General features: G+C 70.7%; 12 protein-coding genes. 3 read left to right on the forward strand and 9 right to left on the reverse strand.

Features of this window, described 5'->3' with window-relative positions; all coding sequences use genetic code 11:
* Window positions 1-1,315: 1,315 nt before the first annotated feature.
* Together KUM32_RS18135 and KUM32_RS18140 are read right to left on the reverse strand one after the other, a co-directional pair.
* Window positions 1,316-2,062 carry an alpha/beta fold hydrolase gene (locus KUM32_RS18135; RefSeq protein ID WP_217142962.1) on the reverse strand — a complete coding sequence of 249 codons (747 nt, stop codon included), beginning with the start codon at window positions 2,060-2,062 and terminating at the stop codon, window positions 1,316-1,318.
* A gap of 179 nt (window positions 2,063-2,241) precedes the next feature.
* Window positions 2,242-3,300, reverse strand: a complete 1,059-nt coding sequence (locus KUM32_RS18140; RefSeq protein ID WP_217142963.1) for an RICIN domain-containing protein — start codon at window positions 3,298-3,300, stop codon at window positions 2,242-2,244.
* Window positions 3,301-4,387: 1,087 nt separating this feature from the next.
* On the opposite strand from KUM32_RS18140, the gene KUM32_RS18145 reads away from it, so the two are divergent.
* The 3 genes from KUM32_RS18145 to KUM32_RS18155 all read left to right on the forward strand — a co-directional run bounded on the left by KUM32_RS18145 (window position 4,388) and on the right by KUM32_RS18155 (window position 18,562).
* The gene (locus tag KUM32_RS18145) at window positions 4,388-8,332 is read left to right on the forward strand and encodes a non-ribosomal peptide synthetase (RefSeq protein ID WP_217142989.1); all 3,945 of its coding nucleotides are present in this window, start codon (window positions 4,388-4,390) and stop codon (window positions 8,330-8,332) included.
* A complete protein-coding gene (locus KUM32_RS18150; protein ID WP_217142964.1) occupies window positions 8,329-17,508 on the forward strand; it encodes a non-ribosomal peptide synthetase in 9,180 nt (3,059 codons plus the stop codon). The genes KUM32_RS18145 and KUM32_RS18150 overlap by 4 nt, the downstream gene beginning before the upstream one ends.
* Before the next feature lie 175 nt (window positions 17,509-17,683).
* A complete protein-coding gene (locus tag KUM32_RS18155; protein ID WP_217142965.1) occupies window positions 17,684-18,562 on the forward strand; it encodes a TauD/TfdA family dioxygenase in 879 nt (292 codons plus the stop codon).
* Window positions 18,563-19,374: 812 nt separating this feature from the next.
* On the opposite strand, the gene KUM32_RS18160 is transcribed toward KUM32_RS18155, so the two are convergent.
* The 7 genes from KUM32_RS18160 to KUM32_RS18190 all read right to left on the reverse strand — a co-directional run bounded on the left by KUM32_RS18160 (window position 19,375) and on the right by KUM32_RS18190 (window position 25,466).
* On the reverse strand, window positions 19,375-19,704 hold the full coding sequence (locus KUM32_RS18160) for a WhiB family transcriptional regulator (RefSeq protein ID WP_217142966.1): 330 nt from the start codon (window positions 19,702-19,704) through the stop codon (window positions 19,375-19,377).
* 475 nt (window positions 19,705-20,179) lie between these two features.
* Complete coding sequence (locus KUM32_RS18165; RefSeq protein WP_254405756.1) at window positions 20,180-21,181, reverse strand: YdcF family protein; 1,002 nt, start codon at window positions 21,179-21,181, stop codon at window positions 20,180-20,182.
* A gap of 287 nt (window positions 21,182-21,468) precedes the next feature.
* Window positions 21,469-22,203, reverse strand: a complete 735-nt coding sequence (locus tag KUM32_RS18170) for a response regulator transcription factor (RefSeq protein ID WP_217142968.1) — start codon at window positions 22,201-22,203, stop codon at window positions 21,469-21,471.
* 11 nt (window positions 22,204-22,214) lie between these two features.
* Window positions 22,215-22,877 carry a carboxymuconolactone decarboxylase family protein gene (locus tag KUM32_RS18175; RefSeq protein WP_217142969.1) on the reverse strand — a complete coding sequence of 221 codons (663 nt, stop codon included), beginning with the start codon at window positions 22,875-22,877 and terminating at the stop codon, window positions 22,215-22,217.
* A 176-nt stretch (window positions 22,878-23,053) separates the two neighbouring features.
* Entirely contained in the window at window positions 23,054-23,803 is a 750-nt protein-coding gene (locus KUM32_RS18180) for an alpha/beta fold hydrolase (protein WP_217142970.1), read from the reverse strand.
* Window positions 23,804-24,070: 267 nt separating this feature from the next.
* Window positions 24,071-24,958: an SGNH/GDSL hydrolase family protein gene (locus KUM32_RS18185; RefSeq protein ID WP_217142971.1), complete on the reverse strand. Its 888-nt coding sequence runs from the start codon at window positions 24,956-24,958 to the stop codon at window positions 24,071-24,073.
* A gap of 109 nt (window positions 24,959-25,067) precedes the next feature.
* Window positions 25,068-25,466: a hypothetical protein gene (locus KUM32_RS18190; protein ID WP_217142972.1), complete on the reverse strand. Its 399-nt coding sequence runs from the start codon at window positions 25,464-25,466 to the stop codon at window positions 25,068-25,070.
* Window positions 25,467-25,585: the final 119 nt, after the last annotated feature.

Consider the following 25,585-nt stretch of genomic DNA (forward strand, 5'->3'; position numbering starts at 1 on the left):
TCGCCCCGCCCGGTCTCCGCGACCACCTCATCGATCAGTTGCGGCGGAAACGCCCGCGTCAGCACCCCAATCGCAATCCGGTCCGACAACCGCTCACCCGCAGGCGACTTGACCTGCCCCACCCTCGCCACACCACAACCAACGAGAGCAGGCCAACTAAGTCACCGGCATTGGGGCTAGTCCCCGCTGCGCCGCCGACAGTGGACGGAGCCACCGACGGGACCGTCGACTGCTCCGGCAGCCACAGCTGCCACCCCGGAGGAGGCGCGGGCCAGGACGGGTCCGGCTGCCAGCCCGGTGGAGGCGTCCAACCTGGAGCGGGAGTCGGCCAGCCGGGCGGGGTGTTGAAGCGGTAGGTCATACGGATCTGCTCCCCGATGCGCGACACCCGGGAAAGAGCGCTGGAGTGACAGGATCCCCGGGGCCGCTGATGGTTGTGAGCAGTACGACTTCAGCAAGGGCGGTGTGGTTGTACACATCGCTCGCCATCACACCATCGGGTCGTCTTCCGCCAAACCCGATGCACCAACCGAAAACCGGCCCAACGCCCCCGCCTCCAGGTAGTCACTCAGCGTTCGGTACGGCCCGAAAGGACCACACCGCAGATCCGCGCAACCGTCCGCTGTCCTCTGCCATCGAAGAGGGATCGTCTGCCACTGAAGTCGGACTGGTCAGGCAGTCGTGGCGAGTCGTGGTTCCTAGAGGGGTTACGCAGCGCGTCACAACCGCGTGACTGCGCAGCACATGGGTCCGCCGTCTGATGGCACCGCGCCGAGGTACGACCGCAGGAGGAGCCCGCTACCTCCTGCGGTCGCAAAGCAGCCGTTCACCTGACGTGCTCGATTGCGACTTACTCGCCCGTGCGGGATCAGTAACGCTCTGCAACTCAAGAGCCGACAGGCAGCCAAGCGCCGAATCCTGCCACAACTTCATGATGACCCCGAAGACGTCGCCCTCGACTTGCCAGACCACACCGACATCGCCGAGGACGTGCAGGCCCGCTACGAGAGGGCCGGCCCGCCTCTCTTCCCCGCTGGGGAGGTGGGCCCCAGAGCACGTACGCGGCAAGTCGCGGTGACGCGCCGCCGCCCTGACGACCCGCAGGCCACCGCAATCCCAGCCGAGTCCTCCACGACACCCCACCTGGGCGCTGCGCACCCCTACCACGCTCGAAGCCGACGTGGTCCGCGGGCTCGGTCCATTCACCTGCCAGCCGGCCGCCGCCGAGGAAGTGATCATCAAGCCCGGTCTCGTACAGCTGATCACCGCGCTCCCGGCGGCGGAGCGAGGGTAGTTCACACCACCGCCCCGCCGCTCAGTCCAGGGAGTCCCAGAACGTGGTCAGCTCCCAGGCGCTGTGATCGGGGTCCTCCAGCATCCACCAGTGCCCGAGATAGGGGAGTTCGACGTAACGAGCGCCGAGGATATCGGCCGTCTGCTGCGACATCTCCGGGTCCTCGACGTGGTCCTTCTTCGGGATCAGTACCAGACCAGGGCTCTCCGGAGTTCCGGTCGTCGTCCCCCAGTCGGCATAGACGTTCGGGGCTGCGGAGCGGTAGAGCGACAGAATCGCATCGCACATCCTCCGGTCGATCCGCCCACTCATGGCCAGCGCGTGCTCCTCGGGCACCCTCCAGCCGCGCATCGCCGACGCGGTGCTGTCGGGACGCTCCGGCGGGGTGGTCAGCGCGTGCGCCATGAATGCCTCACCCGCCTCGGGCGTCTGCCAAGTCTGGGCCATGTCGTGCCAGACATAGGACGGGTGGTAGATGCACGCCACGTCCATCACCCAGCTGCGCAGCTGCACCGACCTCGTCGTGGCGACCCGCGCGGTCAGCAGCGCGCCCCAGTCGTGGCCGACGAGATCGATCGGGCCTTCCAGTTCCTTAAGTGCACCGATCAGCCAGTCGGCGTAGAACTCCTTCGTCGGGGCGACTCCCTCCGGCAGCGGGGTGCCGAATCCGGGCAGGGACAGCGCGACGCTGTCGCGGCCGAGCAACGGACGCAGCTCGTCCCAGACCTCGGGGGTCTCGGGGACGCCGTGAACCAGGACGACGGGCATGGGCAGTCTCCGCTTCGCTTCAAACACCGATGCGCGCGCCATATGCCGCACCGACGGACTCATCACTGACTACGTCCTGGGGACCGGGCCGGTTCGACCCGGAATGAGGGACGTGAACGACGGATGCCAGCCCCAGGGAAGAACACGGCGGCCCATGGACGATGGCCTCGTCCGGCCCGTCAGCAGCCGTCGAACAGCGAGGGCGCCCGCCACATGGTGCCCGACGATGACGCCGCCACGCCCGTGTCGCCCGCTGCGCTCACGCGTGTTCCGAACGGCACGCTGAGGATGGTGACGCCGCAGCCGTCCGCCGCCGTCAGACGCCACACCTGACCGCTGTCCGCGGTGGTGCAGTCGGAGAGGTACAGCTTGCTCCCGTCGGTGTCCAGACAGCGGTTGGCACCGATGTGCTTGAGCAAGTACGTGTCGGCGCCCATACCGTGGCGGCTCCAGCGGTCCGGTCCGCACGCACCCTGACCGACGGCCCGGGCGTCCTGTCGGACCAGGCACCTGCTGGTCCCCTCAGCCGCCAGCACATGGCTCGCTCCCTCCCACTGCCCCCTGCCTACGGGAATCATGTACGGGTCGGGGTCGTCGGCCGGCGGCCGACTGTCCGCTTCTGATTCTGCTTCGTCACCGGAGCCGGACGCATCGTCGCCTGCGGTGGGGTGGGAGTCCGCACCGTCGCCGGCTGGGCGCTCCTTGCCGGCGGGGCCGTCGCCCCCAGCAGCGGCGTCGTTCTTCGTTCCGGTCCTGCCGTCCTCGCTCGGACCGTCGCCGGACGCGGATGGTCGTCCGCTCACATCCGGCAGCGCCGACGGCATGTCGCCGAGCAGGTCGGAGGTCGAGTCGTTCCCGCCCGATGACTCGGCCGTCACACGGTCGGAGTCACCTCCCTCTCGGGCCAGCAGTACGGGGACGGCGACGCTGAGAGCAACCGTGAGGGCGGTGGCAGCCAGTACCGGTGTACGGTGTCGGCCCACCCACTGCTTCAGCCCGCCACGCCCGTGCTCGTTCCCGTCCTGACCGAACCGTTCCTCGTCCCGCTCGGGTGTAGGCCGCAGGGAGTCACGCGAGCCGAAGGGCTGGAACATCTGGAGCTCGTCCTCGCGCTCCTCGTCCTGGTGCCCCGCGGGTGCAGGAGCTTGGCGCCCGAACGCACGCAGACGACGGATCACGCCCCCGCGCGGGCGGCGGCCGGCGGGCGGTCCCAGTTCGTCGTCGAGGTCGTCCGCCACCGTGGGCGACCCCACCTCACGGCGTACCAGCCAGTCTTCGCCAACCGGTTCCGGCGCGTGCTCGTCCTCCGTACGGCGCGGCTGTCGGTCACCGGGCTGCCAACCGGGGGGCGTCAATGTGGTCTCCATTCGTATCGTCGTCCGTCGGAGCCGAAGGCCGTCCGCTGCGCGGTGCTGTCCGACCGTGGCTCTCGAGACAGAACTACGACCGCACAGCGTTTCGGTTCAGTGGCATGTCACCGGTGCGGGCTCCAGCGGCCGGGGTCTGTGCGGCGACATCAGCTACTCCGCTCCCGCCGAGACGCCTAACGGGACGTCAGCACCTCGGCCGCCGGCTCCTCCGCCCTGGTCCCTTCCTGGCCGGGCACGTGCCCGAGGACGGGCCAGGTCGACCACCCGGCCCTCTCCAACGCCTGCCGGATGAACCGGTCGAGTGCCATCTCGCGCGGGACGAGGTGTCGGTCGGCGTCTCCGGGCGGGAGAGCATCGCGAAACGGGTGCCCGGGTCCCCACCGTCGGGCCCGCGACCGGAAGGGCGACCTTCCCGTCCGGGCCGCCGGGTGCCCACACCTCCCACTTTTCCTCCGCAGGGAGCTGCGGGTTCGGTCCGGAGGGGGAGCGACCCAAGGACACCTTCGACCAGATGGCCGCCACAGCCCGGTCTCACCACGGAGGCGCCCGCCTCGAACCCGATCAGCTGCACTAGGCCCACATCACCATCCGTTTCGGCCTATCGACATATCCGGTATCTGAGGTCTTTTGGGCCATTCTCCACTCCCCCCACCCTCGGCGGGGTGCTGCACCTGCACCCATCAGGCCCCGGAAGTCAAGTGTTGACATCACTTCGGCACCTGATTGATGATCACCGTTGTCTCACGGATATCCATGAGACTTCCGGCCAGCCAGCACACTGGCTTGGTCATCCGGTCGACTGGCACGTTTCTGGTAATTACATTTCCTCTACCCGAGGCGACTTCCGTCCTGCCTCAGAATTCCTTTCTCGATATCGCTCTCCGTCACGCCAGCACTTTCAGAGCGCTGGAATACTCTGCGGCGCCGTTTCGACAGGAAGGCAAGACCCTTGCCCGTGCAGCACACGCTTCCCACGGTCCGTCCCGCCTCTTTTGCTCAGCAACGCCTGTGGTTCCTGTCGCAATTGCCGGGCGCCAAGGCCGCATACAACGAGAGCATCGCCTACGCCCTGACCGGCCCTCTCGACCGTGGCACACTGACGCGGTCCTTCGACGCGCTGACTGACCGCCACGAAACCCTGCGCACCAGGCTGGTGGCCGAGGCGGGCGGCGTGCAACAGCACATCGATCCGCCGGAAACGGGCTTCGCCCTCACCTACGAAGACCTCACCGACGCCGACGATCCCGCCGCCCGCCTGGCCGCACGCCAGCGGGACGAGTGCACCGATCCGTTCGATCTCGCGTCCGGACCCCTCGGCCGCGGCCGGCTACTCCACCTGGGCGCCGAGCACCACGTCCTCCTCCTGACGTTCCATCACTGCATCTACGACGGCGCCTCGATGAACGTGATGATGCGTGAAGTCGGTCTCGTCTACCGGGCGCTGCTCGACGGCACGCCCGTTCCCTTGCCCGTACTGGCGACGCAGTACACCGATCACGTCGAGGCCCAACAGCGAGCCTTGCTCGACGGGTCGCTCACGGACCAGGAGGAGTACTGGAAGAAGGCGCTGCGTGACGCGCCGCCCGTACTCGAATTGCCCTACGACGGCCTGCGGCCGGCCGAACAGGACTACGACGGGGGCCGCGTCGAGTTCCGCCTGGACGCCGATACGACCGCAGCTCTGCGGCGCCTCGCCCGCGAGCACCGCGCCACCCTGTTCGTAGCGGCCCTGACCGGCTGGGCCATGCTGCTGTCACGACTGTCCGGCCAGACAGACATCGTTGTCGGAACGCCCGTCGCCGGCCGGCGCGGGCCCGGATCCGCCGATGCCATCGGCTTCTTCGTCAACTCGCTGCCGATCCGTATCGATCTTTCCGGAGCTCCCACCGGGACACAAGCTCTCGCCCGCACCCGCACCGCCGTCCGCGAAGCGCTGGCCCACCAGGACGTGCCCCTCGAACGCATCGTCGAACTGGTCAACCCCCCACGCAGCGCATCCCACACCCCTTTGTTCCAGACCATGCTGGCCTGGGCGCCGGACCGCGTCGACCTGCTGCACATACCCGGGGTCGAGGCCCGTCCTCTCCCGATCACCACGGCCCCGGCCAAGTTCGACCTCACCCTGTCCGCCACCGAGTCGCAGGGAATGCTCACCGCGCAATTCGACTACGCGACCGCCCTCATTGGCCAGACAACCGCCCGGCGCTGGGCGGACCACCTGAAGCATCTGCTGACCGACCTCGCCCGGCACCCGGACCGGGACATACGCGACCTGGACATCATGACGCCCGACGAACGAGCCCAGCTCTTCCGTTCGGGCGACGCCACGGCCGCCGTACCGTCCGACGCGACGGCCGCCTCCCTGCGCGCGGCTGACGATCTCGCCTCCCTCTTCGAGCTCCAGGCCCGCCTGCATCCCACCCGCACCGCGGTCGCCGACCGGGACGGCGCTCTTGACTACGCCACCCTCGAGGACCGCGCCAACCGGCTCGCGCACGCCCTGACCGCCCGCGGTGTGCGTCCCGGCGACGCGGTGGGGCTGCACGCACACCGCACCTGCCGACTGGTCACCGGCATTCTGGGCATCCTCAAAGCAGGCGCCGTCTACGTCCCGTTCGACCCGCAGCAGCCACCGGACCGCCTCACTGGCATGGCCCAGGACGCCGCCTGCTCCGTGATCCTGAGTGACCACGGCCCACACGACCGGCCCGCCGACTGGCTCGACCTCCACGCCGTCGAGACCGAGTCGTCCACGGGGCAGCATCCGCCGCCCGACACCGGCCGCGTCGCCGACCGAACCGCCTACGTGATCTTCACCTCCGGGTCCACCGGACGGCCCAAAGGCGTCGCGGTCCAGCACCGCAGTGTCCTCAACCTCTTCGCTGCCTGGCACGAGCGGATGGGCACTGCCCCGGGTGACATCGGCTCCGCCTGGTCCAGCATCGGATTCGACGCCTCCATCCACGAACTGCTGCTGCCCCTGACCACCGGCGGCGCCGTACACATCGTTCCCGAGGAACTGCGCGGCGACCCGGCCGCCCTGCTCACCTGGATGCGCGAGCGCCAGGTCAGTCAGGCCTTCCTCCCACCCGCCTACGTCAAGTGGATCGACGAGGACCCCGCCGCCCGGCTGCGCGACCTGCCTCTGCGCACCCTGCTGACCGGTGTCGAGTCCCTCACCGAGGCCGCCCTGCACCGCATGACACAGCACCTGCCCGGTCTGCGGATCTGTTTCGGGTACGGTCCCACCGAAGCGACCCTGTACAGCACCGCCTACTACACCCCCCGCCCGCTGGAGCGGCCCTGCCCCATCGGCCGGCCGCTGCCCGGCACCCGCCTGTACATCCTCGACGGCCGCATGCGCCCCGTACCGCCCGGTGTCATCGGCGAGATCTACCTGGGCGGCGCCTCCCTGGCCCGCGGCTACCTCGGCCGATCCGATCTCACCGAGGAACGCTTCCTGCCGGACCCCTTCGTGCCCGGCGAGCGCGTCTACCGCACCGGGGATCTCGGCCGCTGGGACCAAGACGGCCAGGCCCACTACGCGGGTCGCGCCGACGACCAGGTCAAGCTGCGCGGCTTCCGGGTCGAACCCGCCGAGATCGAGGCCGCGCTCATGGCCCTGCCCGGCGTCCGAGAAGCCGTCGTCCTCACGGACCTCGACCCCGCCGGGCAACCCCGTCTGGTCGCCGCCGTCGGCAAAACCGGCACCTCGGATTCCGGCGACGACCTGCGCGCCGCGCTCGCCCGCCGGCTGCCCGAGTACATGATCCCAGCCACCGTCCTCGGTCTCGAGTCCCTCCCGCTCAACCGCAGCGGCAAGGCGGACCGGGCCGAAGTGCTGCGGCTCGTGCACGAGCACACCACCGCCCGGGTCAACACCGCCAGCCCACGTGACCACGTCGAACACACCCTGTACCGGATTTGGCACCGCATACTGCTCCACCCCGACATCGGTGTCAGCGACAACTTCTTCGACGTCGGCGGTACCTCCCTGTCAGCCATCAAGATGGCCCACGAGGTCACCGAGGCCTTCGGCCGGCACCTGCCCGTCGCCGAGGTCATGGTGCGGCCCACGATCGAGGCGCTCGGCACCCTCCTGCGCGAGGACGGCCGCCATCACACCTCCGGCAGCGTCATCGAATTCCGCACGGGCACCGGCCCGCGGGTGGTGTGCGTCCACCCCGCCGGCGGCACCGCCTTCTGCTACCTGCCCCTGGCCTCCTTCCTGCCCGAACACGTCGCACTCCACGGCATCCAGTCACCGGGAGTGAACCCCGGCGAGGACGTCCTGCCCACCGTCGAGGCCATGGCGGAAACCTATCTGCGCATGCTCGAGCCCCTCGGCGACGGCCCCGTCGTCCTGACCGGCCTCTCCTACGGAGGTGTCGTCGCCCACGAGATGGGACGGCTGCTCGGCCGGTCCGGACGCCAGGACGTGAGCGTCGTCCTCCTCGACACACAAGCCAGCGACGACCCCTCCGCCCGCGAAGGGATCACCGAGGTCGACGCGGCCGAGTTCCGCGACAAACTCGTGAGGTTCAACGGGATGTACCCCGGGATAGACGACGCCCAGGTCGACCGCTACTTCCGGATCTACAACCACAACCGGCTCACCGCACGCGACCACGTCCCGGCGCCCTCCCCGGTCCGGCTGGTACTCGCCCAGGCCGTGCCCGACGGCACCGACACCCCCCTCCACGCCGAGATCCGCGACTTCTGGCGGCGTCGCGCCCAGGGCGCGTTCCACGTCGAGACGATGAAGTGCGATCACTGGGAGATCCTGGAAGGCGATTCGGCAGCCCGCGTCGGCGCGCTGATCACCGCCGAACTGGCTCGTCTCTCGGCGGAGTCCGGCGTGACCCCCGCTCCGGCTGACTCCGTGCGGGAGGGAGAATGACACCGCCCACCCCCTCCGCCGCACCGAGTGCGCTCGCCGACGCCGTCCTCGCCCAGGCCCGCCGCACCCCGCGCGCCACGGCCGTCGAGGACGGCACCCGCACCCTCGACTACGCCGAGCTGGACATGCTCAGTGCCCGGGTGGCCGAACGGCTGCGCGCCCGCGGAGTGCGGCCCGGACACACCGTCGCCGTCGCGCTGCCCCGCTCCTGGCAGCTGATCTGCGTCATGCTGGGCATCCGCCGTGCCGGAGCCGCCGTCGTTCCCCTGGACCGGCTCAGCCCGCCCGACCGACAGCACCACATCCTCACCGACTGTGACGCCGTCACGGTGATCCGCGACGACGACGGCACACCCGCCGGCCTGCGCCCCGGCCCGCTGCTCGATCCCCCGCAGCCGGCCGACGCGCCCGCCCCGGCCGACGGCCCCTCCACAGCCGCCACCCCGAGCAACGACACCGGCACCGGCTTCGTCTTCTACACCTCCGGCAGCACCGGGCGCCCCAAGGGAGTCGAGGTCACCGACGCGGGTGTCCTGCGGCTGGCCCACCCCGGCTACATCCGGCTGTGGCCCGGCGCCCGCTACGCCTGCCTGTCCAACCCCGCATTCGACGCGATCAGCTTCGAGGTCTGGACCCCCCTGCTCACCGGCGGCACCTGCGTCGTCCTCGACGACACCGACGTCCACAGCCCGGACCGGCTCGCCCGGAAGCTACGCACCAACCGCGTCGACACCCTGTTCATCACCGTCGCCCTGTTCAACGCGGTCATCGACAAGGTCCCCGGGTGCTTCTCCGACGCGGCCCAGGTCCTCATCGGCGGCGACCGGCTCAACGCTCCCCTGATACGCCGCTGGTACGACGCCAACCCCGCCTCGTCCACCATCCTGCACAACGCCTACGGACCGACCGAGGCAACCACCTTCGCCCTGTGCCACCCCATACCGCGGGACTTCCGCGGCGACACGATCCCCATCGGCACCGTCCTGCCCGGCACCGGCATGCTCCTGCGCGCCGAGAACGGGTCGCGAGCCGAGCCGGGCGCGGTCGCCGAACTTCTCCTTTCCGGAGAGGCGCTGGCCCGCGGCTACCTCAATCTGCCCGCACAGACCGAGCGGAGCTTCGTCGAACTGCACGACGAGCACCACCGCCTCCGCCGCTGGTACCGCACCGGCGACCTGGTCCGGCAGGACACCGAAGGCCTGGTCACCTACGTCGGCCGGGCCGACCGGCAGGTCAAGGTGCGCGGGTTCCGCATCGAACCCGGCGAGGTCGAACGGCAGCTCCTGACCCATCCCGCCGTCCGCCAGACCCATGTCTGCCCCCTCCGTGACCCCTCGGACCGCAACGAACTGCTGGCCTTCCTCGTCCTGGGCGACGACCTGGACTTCGACGCCTACGAGTCCCATCTCGCCGCCACCCTGCCCGCGTACATGCGCCCGCACCGCACCCACCTCGTGTCCGCACTCCCGCTGACCGCCAACGGCAAGGTCGACCAGGCCGCCCTGCTGCGCAGCGCCGGACCGGCGTGGACCCGCACCCGCAAGAGCGAAGCCCCCGTCAGCAGCCGCCACCAACCCGTCCTGGAACTCGCGCAGGAGATCCTCGGGACCACCGGCCTGCGCCCCGACGACCGCTGGATCGCGCATGGCGGAGACTCGTTGAAGGCCCTGCAGTTCCGCTTCGAGATCCTGAAACGCCACGGCGTCGACCTGCCGCAGCACCTCGTGCTGCGCTCCGACTTCGCCACCCTCGCCGACGCGGTCCACGCCCCGGACGCCGGCGCAGGCGACCACCCGCCGGTGGCGGCCGCCTCCGGTGTCACGGACGCGCCGGCCACCGGTGAGCAGGAACGCCTCTGGCTCCTCCACCAGCGAGACCCGGACGACCGCTCCTACGAGGTCCCCCTCGTCCTCGACATCAAGGGCGGCGTCGATGTCCGAGCCCTGCACCGTGCGGCCCGCGAACTCGTCGAACGGCACCCGGCCCTGCGCACCCGGCTGGTGCCCACCCCGGACGGCCTGCGGCAGCGCACCGAGGAACCGTACGACCCCTGGCACGAGACGGACGTACGGGCGGGGGAAGACTGGCAGGAGACCGCCGGCCGCTTCCTCGCCCGGCGATTCGATCTGACCGACCACCGCATGCTCCGGGTGGCCTGGGCGCAGCGTCCGGACGGCGGTCTGCTTCTGCTCCACCTGCACCACGTGGCCGTGGACGGCTGGTCCCTCAATCTCCTCTTCCGCGACCTGAGCGACGCCTGCGCCGGACGGGACGGCCGTCCGGCACCCGCCGTCACCCCGCTCGACTTCGCCCGCTGGCAGCGGGCCTGGCACGCCACGCCGGCCTACGGACAGCGCCGCGCCGACCTGCGCGCCCACTACGGCCGCGCCCCCGAAGCGTCACCTGTCCTGCCCGCTCCCGCAGGCCCGGCCCGGCAGCGGGCGCGGCTGCTGCGCACCTCCGTGGACCTGGCCGGGCGCGAGGCCGTGGACCGCCGGGCGGCGGAACTCGGCCTGACCAGGTTCCAGTTCCTGGTGTCCGCGTTCACCGCGAGCCTGTACGGCGTGACCGGGCAGAGCCGTCCCCTGATCGCCACCCCCGTGGCCAACCGGCCCCGGCCGGAGTTCGCCGAGACCGTCGGCATGTTCGCCAACACCGTCCTCCTCGGCCTCGTCGCGCGCCCGGAGGATTCGCTGGGCGCCCACCTCGCCGCGCACGCCGAGACCGTGCGAACCGTCCTGGAGAGTCAGGAGGTCGCGCTCGCCGACCTGCTGACCGAACCGGCGCTGCGCGAACGCGCCCCGCTGTTCGACTACCTCTTCGTCCTGGAGAACACCCGTTTCGAAACGGTCCGTCTGGACGCGTGCAAGGTCAGGCCGAGATGGCCCGAACCCCTGGGCGCCAAGTGCGCCCTGGTGCTGTCCGTCGTCGAGCACGAAGGCGGCTTCGACTGCCTGTGGGAGTACCGCGACGACATCGGCGCCGACCGCGCCGACGCCGCAGCCCGGCTCTTCGGCCAGACCCTGGACCATCTGACCAAGAACCCCGGCATCCCCCTCAGGGACCTCGTCGCCCCCTACCGCCTGTCCGTGCACGGCACCGGCCGCGGCTCCGCCCAGGATCCCGATTTCCCGACCGTCGCCGAAGGCTTCGCCCGGCAGGTGGCCCGCACCCCCGATGCCCCGGCCGTCACCGACGGCCGGGGCCGTCTGACCTACGCCGAACTCGACGCGCACGCCAACGAGCTGGCCGCCGTCCTGAGCGCCCGCGTCCCCGCCGACCCCGCCGCGCCGGCGTCCGTCGCGCTCTACCTGCGGCCCTCCGTCGAGCACGTCGTGGCGGTCCTCGCCGCCGCCCGCCTCAACCTGACCGTCGTCCCCCTCGACCCCACCTACCCGCCGTCGCTGCTGCGCCACGTCCTCGCACAGGCGGATCCGCTGTGCGTACTGGCCGCCCCCGAGCACCTCGGGGACCTCGACGCCCTGGCCCCGCCCGACCTGCCCCGGCACCCCCTGACCCTCGCCGACTCCCCACAGGCCGCTCTGGTGCCCCACCGCCCGGCGGTGCGGCCGCTGTACACCTTGTTCACCTCCGGCTCGACCGGCACTCCCAAGGGCGTCCAGGTCCCCGACCGGACCCTGTGCAATCTCCTCACCTGGCAGCGCACCGAGGGCGGCCTCGCCCTGCCCGCTGTCACCCAGCAGTTCTCCATGCTGTCCTTCGACGTCTCCTTCCAGGAGATACTCACCACCTTGTGCGCGGGAGGCCTGCTGCGTCTGGTCGACCCCGCATGGCGGCACGACGTCCCGACGCTGCTGGACCAGTTGGAGAGCGGCGGGGCAGAGCGGATCTTCCTGCCGTACGTGGCTCTGCAGCTCCTTGCCGAGCACGGCGTGCGCACCGGGCGGTTCCCGTCCCGGCTGCGCGAGGTGGTGACGGCGGGCGAGCAGCTGGTGTGCACCGATGTGATCCGGCGCTGGTTCGCCGGCCTGCCCGGCGCTCGTCTGTTCAACCACTACGGTCCCACGGAGACGCATGTCGTCAGCGCCCTGTGCCTGGAGGGCGACCCCGCCGGCTGGCCCGACCGGCCCGCCATCGGGCGGCCGGTGTCGCACGCCGTGCTGCGGGTGGTCGACGAGGGCGGGCTACCCGTCCCGCCCGACGTCACCGGCGAGCTGCTGATCGGCGGGCAGATGGCCGGACGCTGCTACCTGGGCGACCCGGCCGCCCATCACGACCGGTTCGTCGAGGATCCGGTACTCGGAACCCTCTACCGCACCGGCGACCTGGCCCGCTTCGACCAGGAGGGCCTGCTGCACTGTGCGGGCCGCGACGACGGCCAGGTGAAGCTCGGCGGTCACCGACTCGAGCTGGGGCAGGTCGAGGCCGCGTTGCTGACATTCCCCGGGGTCACGGGCGCGGCCGCCTCCGTCACCGACGGCCGGCTCTCGGCGTCCCTGGAATGCCGGGGCGACGATCCCGACCCGGCCGCGCTCGCCGCCCACCTCTCCGGCCTGCTGCCCGCCCACGTGCGCGTCGCCCGCTTCCGGCGTATCAGCGAGCTGCCGCGCACCCCGAGCGGAAAACTGGACCGCAGAGCGGCCCTCACCGCCCCGGGCCACGAACTGAAGGCCGCCGGAGACGCCGAGAGTGCCCTCAGCCCTCTCGAGCGAAGACTGACCGATCTGTTCGAGGCCGTCACCGGCAAGGCGGTCGCCGCCGACCAGAGATTCTTCGAGGCGGGCGCCACCAGTCTGGACCTGATGCGCTTCCAGTTGAGGTGCTCAGGTGAGGGTGATCTCCCGTTCGGCGTCCCCGACCTGTTCGAACACGTCACCCCGCGCGCGCTGGCCCGGCTCCTGGACGGCCGTACGGCAACCACCCCCGGCCCCGGCCCCGGGACAGAACCCGTCCGGCCCGAGGAACCCGTCGCCGTCATCGGCATGGCCGTACGGCTGCCGGGCGCGCCCGACCTCGCCGCCTTCTGGGACCTGGTCACCTCCGGACGGCGCGGCATCGAGCACTTTCCCGCACCGGACGGGACGGTCGGGGCCCGCAGCCAGATGGCGGGTCTTCTCGCCTTCGACCCGGACCGCTTCACGATCAGCCCGCAAGAAGCGCGGCTGATGGACCCCCAGCAACGCCACCTGCTCATGAACTGCGTCGAGGCGCTCGCCCACGCCGGTCTCGCCGACCCCGGCAGCCGGCGCGTGGGCCTGGTCGCCTCCTGCGGCGAGAACACCTACTTCCAGAGGATGCTGCGCGAGGGCGACCCGGACGCGCTGCCCGACGCCTTCCGGCTGGCGCTGCACCAGGAGAAGGACTTCCTCGCCACCAAGGCCGCCTACCATCTGGGGCTCACCGGGCCGGCGTTCACCCTCCAGTCCGCCTGCTCCAGCTCGCTCGCCGCCGTGCACGTGGCCGCGGGCATGCTGCGGCAGGGCGACGCCGACGTCATGCTCGTCGGCGGCGTCCTGGTCGACACCGAACTCACCGGCGGATACACCTACCGGCCTCAGCACATCTTCTCCCCGGACGGGCACTGCCGGCCCTTCAGCGCGGACGCCCGGGGGACCGTCGGCGGCAGCGGCGCGGGCATGGTCGTCCTCAAGCCGCTGTCCGCGGCCCGCCGGGACGGCGACACCGTGTACGCCGTCATCACCGGTTCCGGCCTCAACAACGACGGTCACGACAAGCTCGGTTACAGCGCTCCGTCGGTGGCCGGGCAGCGGGCCGTGATCCGTGCCGCGCTGCTCCGCAGCGGCCGCGACGCCACCGCCCTCGGGTACGTCGAGGCGCACGGCACCGGCACCCGGCTCGGCGACCCCGTGGAGGCGGCGGCGCTGCGCCAGGCGTACGGCCTCGCGGACGACGCCCGGGTGGCGCTGTCCTCCGTAAAGAGCCAGATCGGCCACCTGGGCGCGGCGGCGGGTGTCGTCGGCCTGGTGCGTGCGGTGCTCGCCGTGCACCACGGGATCGTCCCGCCGACGGCCGACTTCGACCGGCTCAACCCGGAGATCGACGACGGCCCCTTCCGTGTCCCGGTCACCGCCGAGCCCTGGCCGACCGGCCGGCCGCGCCTGGCCGCCGTGAGCAGCTTCGGCATCGGCGGCACCAACGCGCATCTGCTGCTGGAACAGCCGGCCCCGGCCCCGTCGCCGACCCCGCCGGAGCCGCTGCCCTGCCTGCCGCTGTCCGGCAGTTCCCCGGCCTCGGTACGCTCAGACGCACGCCGTGTCGCCGCCTATCTCACCGCGCACCCCGAGACCTATCCTCAGGTCCTGCGCCACCTCCAGGCCGGACGGCCCGCGCTCGCGCACCGCGCCGGGGCGGTCTGCCCGGACGCCGCCTCGGCCGTAGCGTGGCTCGGCTCGGCTTTCGAGATCACGGCGCCGGACCCGCACGACCCGATACCCGCCCGGGGCAAGGACCCCCACGCACTCACCGAGGCCTGGACGGACGGCCACACCCTCGACTGGTCCCACGGGCCCGCCCCCGCCCCCTGGGACTTCCCGCCGCCCGCTTTCGACACCACCGACCACGACTTCCCCCGCGCGTCCACCACGACCGGCGCGGTCCTCACCGACCACACCTCGCGCCCTGACCGGCTGCCCGCCGACCAGTGGCTGCACCAGCCCCTGTGGACCCGGCTGCGCCGCGCCCGCACCGGCGCCCACGAGCCGCTGCGCACCGCCGTGGTGGTCACCGACGCGGACGCGGCCACCGGACAGTGGCGGTTCCTGAAGGACCACTACGCTCGGCTGGTCGTCGTGCGGGCCACCCGCGCCCACGCCCTCACCCGCGTCGGTGAGGACTGTTACGAGGCCGACCCCGCCGACCCCGCACAGCTGGCCGCTCTGCTGGACATGCCGGCGGTGCGGTCCGCCGACGGAGTCGACTGGCTGCACACCCTGCCACTGGCCCTGGGCGACGTCCTCGACGCACACGTCCTGGAGTCGGCCCAGTGGGCGTGTCTGGACACGGTCGCCGCACTCACCCGCGCCCTGGCAGACATCCCCGGCATCCGGCGCCCCCGGGTCCGGCTGCTGTCCCACGGAGCCCAGCCGGTGACCGGTACCGTCCGCACCCCGGCCGCCGGCCTGCTCGCCGCCGCCCTGGAGGTACCCCGGCAGGAATTGGGCATCCCTCTGCGCTGGACCGACCTGCCCACCCCTCGCCCGGCCGACTGGGCGGCGTATCTGCCCGACCTGCTGCTCGACGAGACCCTCACCGCGTCGCAGAGCGCCCTGCGCGACGGCTTCTGGTGGCACCGCGTCCTGCACCCCGTGGCCGCGAACTCGCCGGCCCCGCGCACGCACGCCTCCCCCTCCCCCGGAACGCATCTGGTGCTCGGTGGCAGCGGCGGCATCGGCAGCACCCTGGCCGCCCGCCTGCTGCATGATCCCGGAAACCGGGTCGTCCTCGTCGCGCGCGGCGCCGGGACACCACCCGTGCTCCGTCCTCACCAGGACCGCCTCACCCTCGTACGGGCCGACCTGGCCTCGGACGACCTGACCCGGGTCGCGGCCCGGCTCGCCCCGCACCTGGCGCAGCTCACCGGGATCGTGCACGCCATCGGCACGGCCGCCGGCGTCCTCCTCGCCCGCCGCGACCCGGCCGCCGCCCGACTCACCACGGCGGCCAAGCTGCGTGGTGCCCTGCTCGTCGAACGGCTCATCGCCGAACACACACCGGACTACGCCGTCTACTGCTCGTCGATGGCGTCCCGGTTCGGCGGGGTCGGCCAGTTCGACTACGCGGCGGCCAACGCCTGCCTGGACGCCTGCGCCCACTACACGCCTCCCGGCAAGGCCGGTACCACCGCGCGCATCAGCATCGGCTGGGACGCCTGGCGCGAGGTCGGAATGGCGCAGCACGCGCGGCTCACCGACGCCCGCCACCACGATCACCTGGCGGTCGCACTGACCCCCGAGGACGGAGCGGACGTGTTCCAGCATGCCCTGGACCTGCGCCTGCCCCATCTCATGGTCAGCACCACACCCCTTGCCCAGGCACACCACTTCTACGAACCGGAGCCAGCACCGACGTTCCGTGCGGGCGCAGTAGATCCCACGCGCTCGTCCGGCACGACACGGGCAGCACCCCGCGGGCCGTACGCCGCGAAGGCGGCATGGGGCACCTCGCCGGCCTCCGCGACCACGGCCACGCCCGCCCCCGCCGCCGAGCTGACCGAGATCGTGCGCCGCCTGCTCGGCGTGGACGCGATCGACCCGGAAGCCGCGCTCTACGACCTGGGCACCGACTCACTCACCCTGCTGGATCTCCTGGAAGAGATCAAACGCCGATACGGCACCGACATAGACCTGTCCCAGCTCAGCCACCGCGTGAGCATCACGGAGATCGCCGGGCATCTGCGCACCGCCGCGTCCGGCCCGGCCACCGTGGAAGTGGAAGTGTGGCAGCGCGGAACGGGACGCGACACGCTGTGCCTGGTCCACCCGGTCGGCGGTGACATCCAGGCCTACCGGCCCCTGGCCGCCGCCCTGCCCGCAGACCTGACCCTGTGTCTGATCCCCGACCCCAGGCTGCGCGATCCGGACCTGCCCGCCCAATCCGTGACCGACCGCGCCGCCCAGTACCTGGAGGCCGTACGAGCGGCGGTCCCCCGCGCCGACCGTCGGCTGTTCCTCGCGGGCTGGTCCTTCGGAGCCTGGATCGCGCTGTCCATGAGCGCCCTGGCCGAGCGGACCGGCCACCCCGTCGACTCCCTCCACCTCCTCGACCCGCCCCCGCCGGGCACCGGCGACCTGTATGCCGCCTACGACGAGGAGCGGGTGGCGGCCGTGTTCACCCGCGAGCTGAGCGGCAACGGCGCCGACCGGCTGACGGCCGCCGGCCGGGCCTACGCGGAACGTCTCGCGCGCTGCTGCCGGGCCAACCTCACCGCGATGGCCGGTCACCCCCTGCCTCGGCTCACCCGCACCCCCACCACGCTGTGGCTGGCTCAGCGCCCCGTCCCGGAGCGCCTCCTGGCACCCGCCCAGACCGCCCCGGACGCCTGGGACGCGCATCTGGCCGCGCCGTACGCCGTGCACCGCGTCAACACCGACCACTACGGACTCTTCACACGCCCTCATGTGGAGTCCCTCGCCGCCGCACTGGCCGCGGCTCCGGACTCCCCGCGTGCCGCCCCGTACCGCGTCGCCGGAAGCTGAAGAGGCCGCCGCGTCCCACCCCTACACCCGCCTGCCCGCACGATCCTTCCGGCGCACCGCCGTCGCCGCACCAGACCCCGCGGACATCACCGACGTGTGTCGTGTGGACACGGAGGTTCACTCCCGCCCCTCCCCCAGCCCACCCCGACCCGACCGACCTGACCAGGAGGCACTCATGGAGAACTACGCCCTGCAAGCCGTGGAACAGCTCACCACGCGCTCCCCCGAACCCTACGAGACTCTCTCCCTCACACCCCTCACCCCGGTACTGGGCGCTGAGGTCACCGGCCTCGACCTCTCCCGCGAACTGACCACCCAGCAGGAAAAGGAACTGAAGCACGCCTTCCACACCCACCACGTCCTCGTCTTCCGCGACCAGGACCTGACCCCCGAGGAACACAAACGGTTCGCGGGCCTCTTCGGCGAACTGCACCCCGTGGCCCTGCCCATCGAGGGATCCGACCCGCACATCCTGGAGATCAAGGCGGACAGGGACTCCAAGGCCGTCGCCGGCAACGGATGGCACTCCGACGGCACCGCAGACGCCGAACCCTCCCTCGGATCCGCGCTGTACATCACCACGATTCCCGAAGGCGGCAGCGGCGGCGACACCCTGTTCGCCAACATGCACCTCGCCTACGACATGCTCTCGCCCGCCCTGCGCGGCTTCCTGGACGGTCTGACCGCACTCCACGACGGCGCCAAGCCCTGGACGGACGCCGGCCTGACCCCGCCCGCCGAATACGACGTGCCGCGCACCGAACAGCCCCTCGTCGTCCGGCACCCGGAGAACGGCCGCAAGCTGCTCTTCGTCAACGCCCCCTACACCTCGCACATCACCCAACTGTCGCGCACTGAGAGCGACGCCCTGCTGGCGATGCTGTACACACACATCGCCCGGACCCCGCTTCTGCAGTGCCGCGTCCGCTGGCAGGAGCGCACCCTCGTGCTCTGGGACAACCGCAGCGTCCAACACCACGCCGTATGGGACTACTTCCCGCACACCCGTGCAGGACGCCGCGTCGCCATCGAGGGCAGCCGTCTCCAGAGGTGACCTGGACTTCCGACGAATGGGAGGGCGTCCCGTGATCACGACCACCGACTGGTCCGCGCGGGGCACCCAGGCCATCGACCCGCCGGAGCCGGCCACCGTGGGCGGAGCGGCCCCGCCCGGATGAGGTGGCACCCCGCGACCGCCCTTCACGACCTGCTGCCCAACGGGGTATCGGAGTTCGGGCGTCTGGCTGCTCGCGGTTCTGGCCCAACCGCCTCTGCCTCCGATCCTGTATGCCGTCCACCGCTGCCAGACCCACACGGTCCTGCCGCTGACCGTCCGCACGAGCCACGCTCGGACCACCGCCGCCGTCCTCGCTGGCCGACCTCCACAGGTCGGCGGCGCGAGGCGCGCCCGCAGGCCGAAACGAGTGGTGAACCGCGCTCACCTCCGTCCGCCTGCACCTTCACCACGCGGCCTGCGACCGCACGACCGCGCACACCCAGTCCCCCGCGGACGCCCGGATCTTCGCCCAGCCCACCGGCTTCCTCGCAACCGGCCGAGCAGGGGCGGGAGCCGCCCGCGCGACGCGAGGAGACAGCAAAGGGCAGGCCCGTCCCCTGCTGCGGGGTCCTTTCCCCACTCGTATCGACCGGACGGTCGTGGCGTCAGGCAAAGACGCGTCGGCAGTCGGTCGTCCCGGTACGGCGCGCGGGGGTCATTCGGCAAGACGGTGACTTCGAGTGCCGCAGGCTTGCTGAGGAGGTTTCACGCGCCTGCAACGGACGAGAAGCCTCCTCCGTCCGGCCCAGAGCCTCCGGGTGTGCACGCGACCGCATCAACGCTGAGACGGTGTGCGGACCGGGACGGACTCAGCCCACCTCGCGACGGCGTCCAGTACCGTTCGAGTCCCTTCCGCCTTGTTGCTCGTGTTCCGCTCGTGCGGCTTCGAGCAGCTCACGCCAGGACGTAACGGTCGGCCGTCTCCGCAGGAGGCTGCGCCTCTCACGTGCAGTCATCCCTCCCCAGATGCCGTGCTCGATCTCCTGGTCCAGAGCATGAGCAAGGCACTCCGTACGCACCGGGCAGTTGCTGCAGACCGCCTTGGCACGGTTCTGGGCCGCGCCCTCGACGAAGAGTTCGTCGGGATCGGTGGTGCGGCACGCCGCCCATGCGGTCCAGTCATCCTCGCCGGCACTCAAGCCACGACACCGTCCTCCCCAGTTCTCACACCCGGCCCTCGAGCCGGACGCTGCACTGACCGTACGCCAAGCGCACAGCAGCTCGACGTCCGACCGTGACAGTAACCCTGAGGGGCGACAGCCCAGTTGACAGACGCAGAGCGGTGGTCCGCTGCCTGTGAACTCCCAGCTGTCAAGGGCGGAGCACAGGCGTCAGCCAGTCCCGTGGCCGCAGGTCCACCTGTGCCCCTGCCTGGCCCCCCGGGGGGGATGGGACCGTCCTCACATGCGGCTCTCGTTGAGCGAGGTGTTGCAGGGCCCCGCCCCGAACCATCCAGTGATCTTCCGTGACTGCCGGGACGGGCATGGCGTGCGGGCTGGCCGCGATGGCCATCGGTCACGCCGCTGACCCACCGGACCCGGGACTGTTCACTCCAGCAGTAATGCGACGCCGCCGCGGGGACAGGGCGAAGTGCGCCCGCAGCGGCGCGTGGTGTCACCAGATGACGACCCAGCACTGCTGGGCAAGCAGTACGCACGCGGCGCCGTTGACGAACTTGCGTGCCCAGACCACCGCTGTGAACTCTCGCAGTGTCGCGCTGGGCAGGAAGTAGCGGGCGGTGGGTGACCCCAGTGCCTGGCCCGGGACACCCGTCTCCCGGGCGAGCAGGGCGGCGCGGAAGGCGTGGTAGTTGTTGGTGACGACCAAACACCGGTAGCCGGGCGTGGCCTTGTCCATCATGGCTTTGCTGTACAGCAGATTCTGCTCTGTGGTGCGGGAGTTGTCCTCGCGCCAGATGTTTTCGGACGGCACGCCCTTGTCGATGAGGTACTGGGCCATGGCGTGGGATTCGGGCAAATCCTCGTCGGGTCCCTGACCTCCGGAGGTGATGAGCACCGGCGCCCTGCCGTGGATCTGGTTCTGCCGTTGCCAGACGGCTCGGCCTTGGTCCAGGCGGCTGGCGAGCAGGGGCGGTACTCGGTTGCCGCCGATCAGCCCGGACCCCAGGACGACGATGTAGTCCAGGGGCTTGCGCACCCCCATGCGGCCGTAGAGGTAGCCGTAGCCGACGTAGCAGGCGAACAGGAAACCGAAGTAGCACAGCACGATGAAGGTGATGCCGCTGGCGATGGACAGTGGACGCACTTGCACGTTGATGGAGACCAGCAGGAGCAGGCCTGCGGCCAGGATGCCCAGACCCGCCGCGAGCGACAGCAGGTTGCCGAGGCTGCGGCCTTCTTTCCTCAACATCTGCATACCGTTGAACAGCAGGTACCCGGTGAGGAGCAGCACGGCGGCGACGCTGGCCGCCACCAGGCTGTACATCAGCCAGTACGTCGCTGTGTGCGGTGTTGCCTTGAGCACGTCACCGATGACTCCGATGGCCAGCAGGAGGACGGTCAGGCCGAGGCAGACGGCGTTGCTGAAGCGGCGCAGGTCGTTCAGTGTGCCGAGGAGGAGGAGCAGTGCGGTGGCACTGGCGATTGCGTAGATCAAAGCGGAGACTTTCCCAGTCTGTGGACCGTGCGAGGGATGACTCATCCGGCGGCGCGTCGCCCGCCGACCTGATCGAGAACGGATGTGGCGGTGTCGCCCGGGTACGGGCCCGCCGGCCGGACGGCCGGATCGGTCCGGCCAGCCGGTGCACTGGTGCGTGGCATTCCGTTGAACGGCTGGGCAGCCGGGCAGCCGAAGGCCCCGGTGTCTGCGGTGTCCGCCACAGCGGGCCGCCGGACCGGCCGGGCAGTGGCGACCCGGGCCGGGTATCGAAGCGGGACGCCCACTCAGATGTACCCCTCACGCCATGCGTAAGCCACCGCATGCGTACGGTTGTGCAGGCCCAGCCGTGCCGACATACCGCGCAGAACGGTCTTCACCGTACGTTCGGAGATTTCCAGCTGACCGGCGATCTCGGCGGTGTTCAGGCCCTCGGCGACCAAGCCGACCACATCGGCCTCTCGTGACGAGAGCCCAGCCCGCACTCCCGGTTGACCGGTATCCGTGCCCCGCAACCGGGCCACCTGGGCCATCAGTCGGGCAAGCAGGTCCGGGGGCATTCCGCCCTCCCCGTGCGCCGCTGCCAGGACGGACCTGCACAGGTGCTGCTCGGTCGCGTCCTGCCGCCAGATGACCGTGTTGATGCCGCACTCGACGATGGTCAGGAGGCCGGCATCCCGCACCGGACTGGTGACGAGGACCTTCGGTGCCCGCTCACGGCGCGCCAGCATGAGCAGTCGCCGCAAGGCGGTTGTGCCGACGGCATCCGACACGATCACGGAGACATCCACGGTGGTCGGCGACTGGTCGCTGATGGTGATTGCCGGATGCCGGAGCAGGCTGCGTACACCGGCGTCCAGCAGGGGATCAGCGGCATGAACAGCGACGGAGATACGAGAACGACTCGGCACGGACCTGTCGGGCAGGGGATGTCCGGCCGAGAGACTGGAAACGCGCTGCCTCCCTCCTGACTCCACCCTCTGGATCGGTGGCACGATCACACCTGTCTCGGCGCGGTCCATCCATCACCTCTCTAAACTGAGGTCGCTCGAATAGCTTCGAGAGCGACACTCCGCACCCCCACGGACGTCGTACCGAGGTGCCGCACTGCCCGGGCCGCAGGATCCGTGGCGTTGCAGCCTCCCAGGTACTGGCTACGAGAGCGACGGCACATCGGTTCGAACTCCAGCGAAGCAAGGAAGCGAGGGATGCGAAGGGGGGCAGCGAGCAAGGCCGACGGGCGCTCGGTCAGGTCAGACGTCGGGAACAGGGGGAAGTCCACCTCGGTGCCGGCCCAGCGGTTCAAGGTGCTCGTGTAGGTGTGCAGAGCCACGTGCAGAGGCAGCTCGGCCAGCTGCGCCTCGCTCCAGCCTGCCGCCTGTGCCGCCTGTGCCGCCTTCCAGGCCACGTCAGTGACGACGCCGACGTTGCTGACCATCTGGCGCACGACCCTCAGCAGCGCTCGGAGTGCGGGGTCGAAGGCGGTGTCTCCTCGGCGGATGCTGAGGATGTCCTCACTGTCGAGGCCCGCCCGGCTTGCCGCCGTCGTGTGGGCGGCCTCGTCGCAGCCGCACCCGTTCTCGTTCGAGACGGCCAGGGCGATCGCTTCCTGGACGCACGTGTCGAGCGTCGCGTACTGGTCGACGGCCGCGCGCAGGGCGAGGTACCCGTGCAGCACGCCGGGCGACGCGGCCATGTGCCCGTAGGTGTTCAGTACCCACCGTCCGGCTGAGCCAGGGCGGACAGCGCTTGGCGGCACGGCTCAGGAGCGTCTGCGGGGCTGTGCAAGGCGATGCGGTACACGGGAGACTCCTGGTGATGCGGCGCGGTGCGCGGACGGGACCATGGGGAGGCGGGCCGGAGCCCGCAGGTTCAGTGAGTGGTCTGCCAGAACGTCTTCAGGACCGTGGCGGCCTGCTCGGAGTCCTCCAGCATCCACCAGTGCCCCAGACCGATCAATGACGCGGTCCGGGCACCCAGCCGGTCGGCGACGTCTTCGCCGGCAGGAGTGTCGAAGGGGTCCTCGGTCGGCCTGAGGACCAGGCCGGGCGCCTTGGTCGGGGACGTCCACTCGGTACCCCAGGCGGCGTACGGGTTGGGCAGCGCCGAGCGGTAGAGATCGAGGATGCAGGTGCCCATCGTCTCGTCGAAGACCTCGGCCGCCTCGGCGGCGTCCGTCGGCGGCATGCCCGCCTGCACGAGCTGCGTCGTCGGATTCAGCGGGCTGTCCTGACCAGCCGCTTCGAGCGTGCCGGTCAGCCATGCCTCGCCGACCTGTTCCTTCTGCCAGGTCTGGGCGAGGACGTGCCACTCGTAGTCCGGGTGGCAGATTCCCGCCACGTCGATGGCCCAGCTGCGCAGCGGCACGGCGCCGCGGCCGGCGACACGGGCGACCAGCACGGCTCCCCAGTCGTGTCCGACCAGATGGACCGGTTCCTTCATGGCCAGCAGTTCGTCCTCCAGCCACGCCACGTACTCGTCCTTCGTGGCGGTGAAACCGTCCGGGCGGGGGGTGCCGAATCCGGGGAGGCTCAGCGCGACGGAGTCACCCGGGATGTGTGTCCTGAGACGGTCCCAGAGACTTGCGGATTCGGGTACTCCGTGGACGAAGACGACAGTCATGACGTTCCTTCGGGCAGTCGCAAAGCGCCCATGTCGGCGCTTCTCACGTCACTGGGAACGTGCGTTTGCCCGCTTTGGTTCAGTGATGGCACCGCACCGGGCGACGACGGACAGCCGCGTCCTTGCCGGGGCGGAGCGGTAGCCACGGCTCCGACCTTCCCCCGCGGGTGACACAGGGCCGTCCCCTGCCCCCCTCCTTGCGGACGGGGGCAGAGGACGGCGTCTGCGGCATGCCATGCCGGGGTCACCGCCCCGACGCGAGCGGGGTCAGAACCAGAGGTTGAGGTAGGTGTCCTCCGCCATCACCTTGTGCCCGGCGGCGTTGGGGTGAACGCTGCCGGAGTCCGTGGAGACGGGGTTGATGTACCGCTTGTCCAGCGTCTGGCACATGTCGTGACCCTTGAAGCGGGTGTACATGTCGACGAACTCGCCGCCCGCGGCGCGCGTCTGCTGCGCGATCTGCCGGTTGAGTTCGACGTTGACGCCGTCGAGGTAGGACATCTCAGCCCTGGACAGCGGGTAGCTGGAGGAACACGTGTGGCTCTCGTTCGAGCTCGGGAAGAGCTTCGGGTAGCCGACCACCATGACCTTCGCCTTGGGGCTGTGCCGCTTGATGTCGGTGACCATCGACTTGATGCGCGGCGCCAGCTTGTTGATGCGGTCCTTGAGCTGGTCGGTGCCGCCGCTCTTGTAGATGTTCTGGCAGTCGTTGGTCAGCGCGCAGGTGATCATCACCTCGGCGAAACCCACGTCGTTGCCGCCGAGGGTCACCGTGACCAGGTCGGTGTCCTTGCTCAGCGCGTTGATCTGCGGAGGCTGGGAGCCTTCCGTGTTCCACAGCGAGCGGGTGGTCGCCCCCGAGCAGGTGACGTTCTTGAAGGACGTCGTGTTGGCGAGCTCCTTCAGTTTCACGGGGTAGGCGCGCGAGGAGCGGTTGCAGTCGGCGTTCGTGGGACTGCCGAGGCCCATACCGGAGGCGTAGGAGTCTCCGAGGGCGACGTAGTTCAGGCTGCTGCGCTCGGCACGCGGGGTGCTCTCGACCGCCGAGCCGGTGACCGCGCCGGCGGTCAGCAGCGAGGCCGAGGCCGCAGTGACCGCCGCCGCCTTCAGCGTCGTACGCCGGGACAGTGCCAAGCGTCGTCGCGAACGGTTCATGAAGATCCTCAAAGAATGGTGGGGTGATTCATGCATGACAGGTACAAGGCCGACGGCATCACGCGTAGGCACGAGGGTCGGCCTCACCAGCCCTACGAGCAGCAGCGGTTCACGGTTCACGGCGCGCGCGACAAGCCGTCGGCAGAACGGAGCGACGGACGCGGCCCCGCCGACCCTGCCGGCCCGTCAGCACGGCGTCGAAGCGGACATCGTCCATCAGATGCCGACGGAAGAAGACGCTCGTGCACGCGAGGGCGACCCGTCGCCGCTCCGGCACCGTCCGCTGACGCGCGCCGCGGTGGTCACCGGTCGCGCACTGACGCTGCGCGGGGCGGCCCCACGTCCGGGCGTCGTCGGTGGCGTTCGCCCAGCCGCTGCGCGGTGACCACTGAATGCTGAACAGGATGCCGGAGCCACCGACGTTGTACACGGGTGCCAGGGGCAGCACCGCCCGCACCGTGACGCCTTCGGGCCACTGTGCGCGGTTGCTGTCGGCCGCATGCTCCATCACGGCTAGCCCGCCGCGGAGGTGGAAGACCGCGTCCCCGGGATCGTACGAGGCGCAGCGACGAGCTGTGCGGTACGGCGGCCTCTGCCCGTGCGCATGCCCGGCGCAGTGCCAGGCTC

It is taken from the genome of Streptomyces sp. AC627_RSS907 (assembly GCF_019049165.1).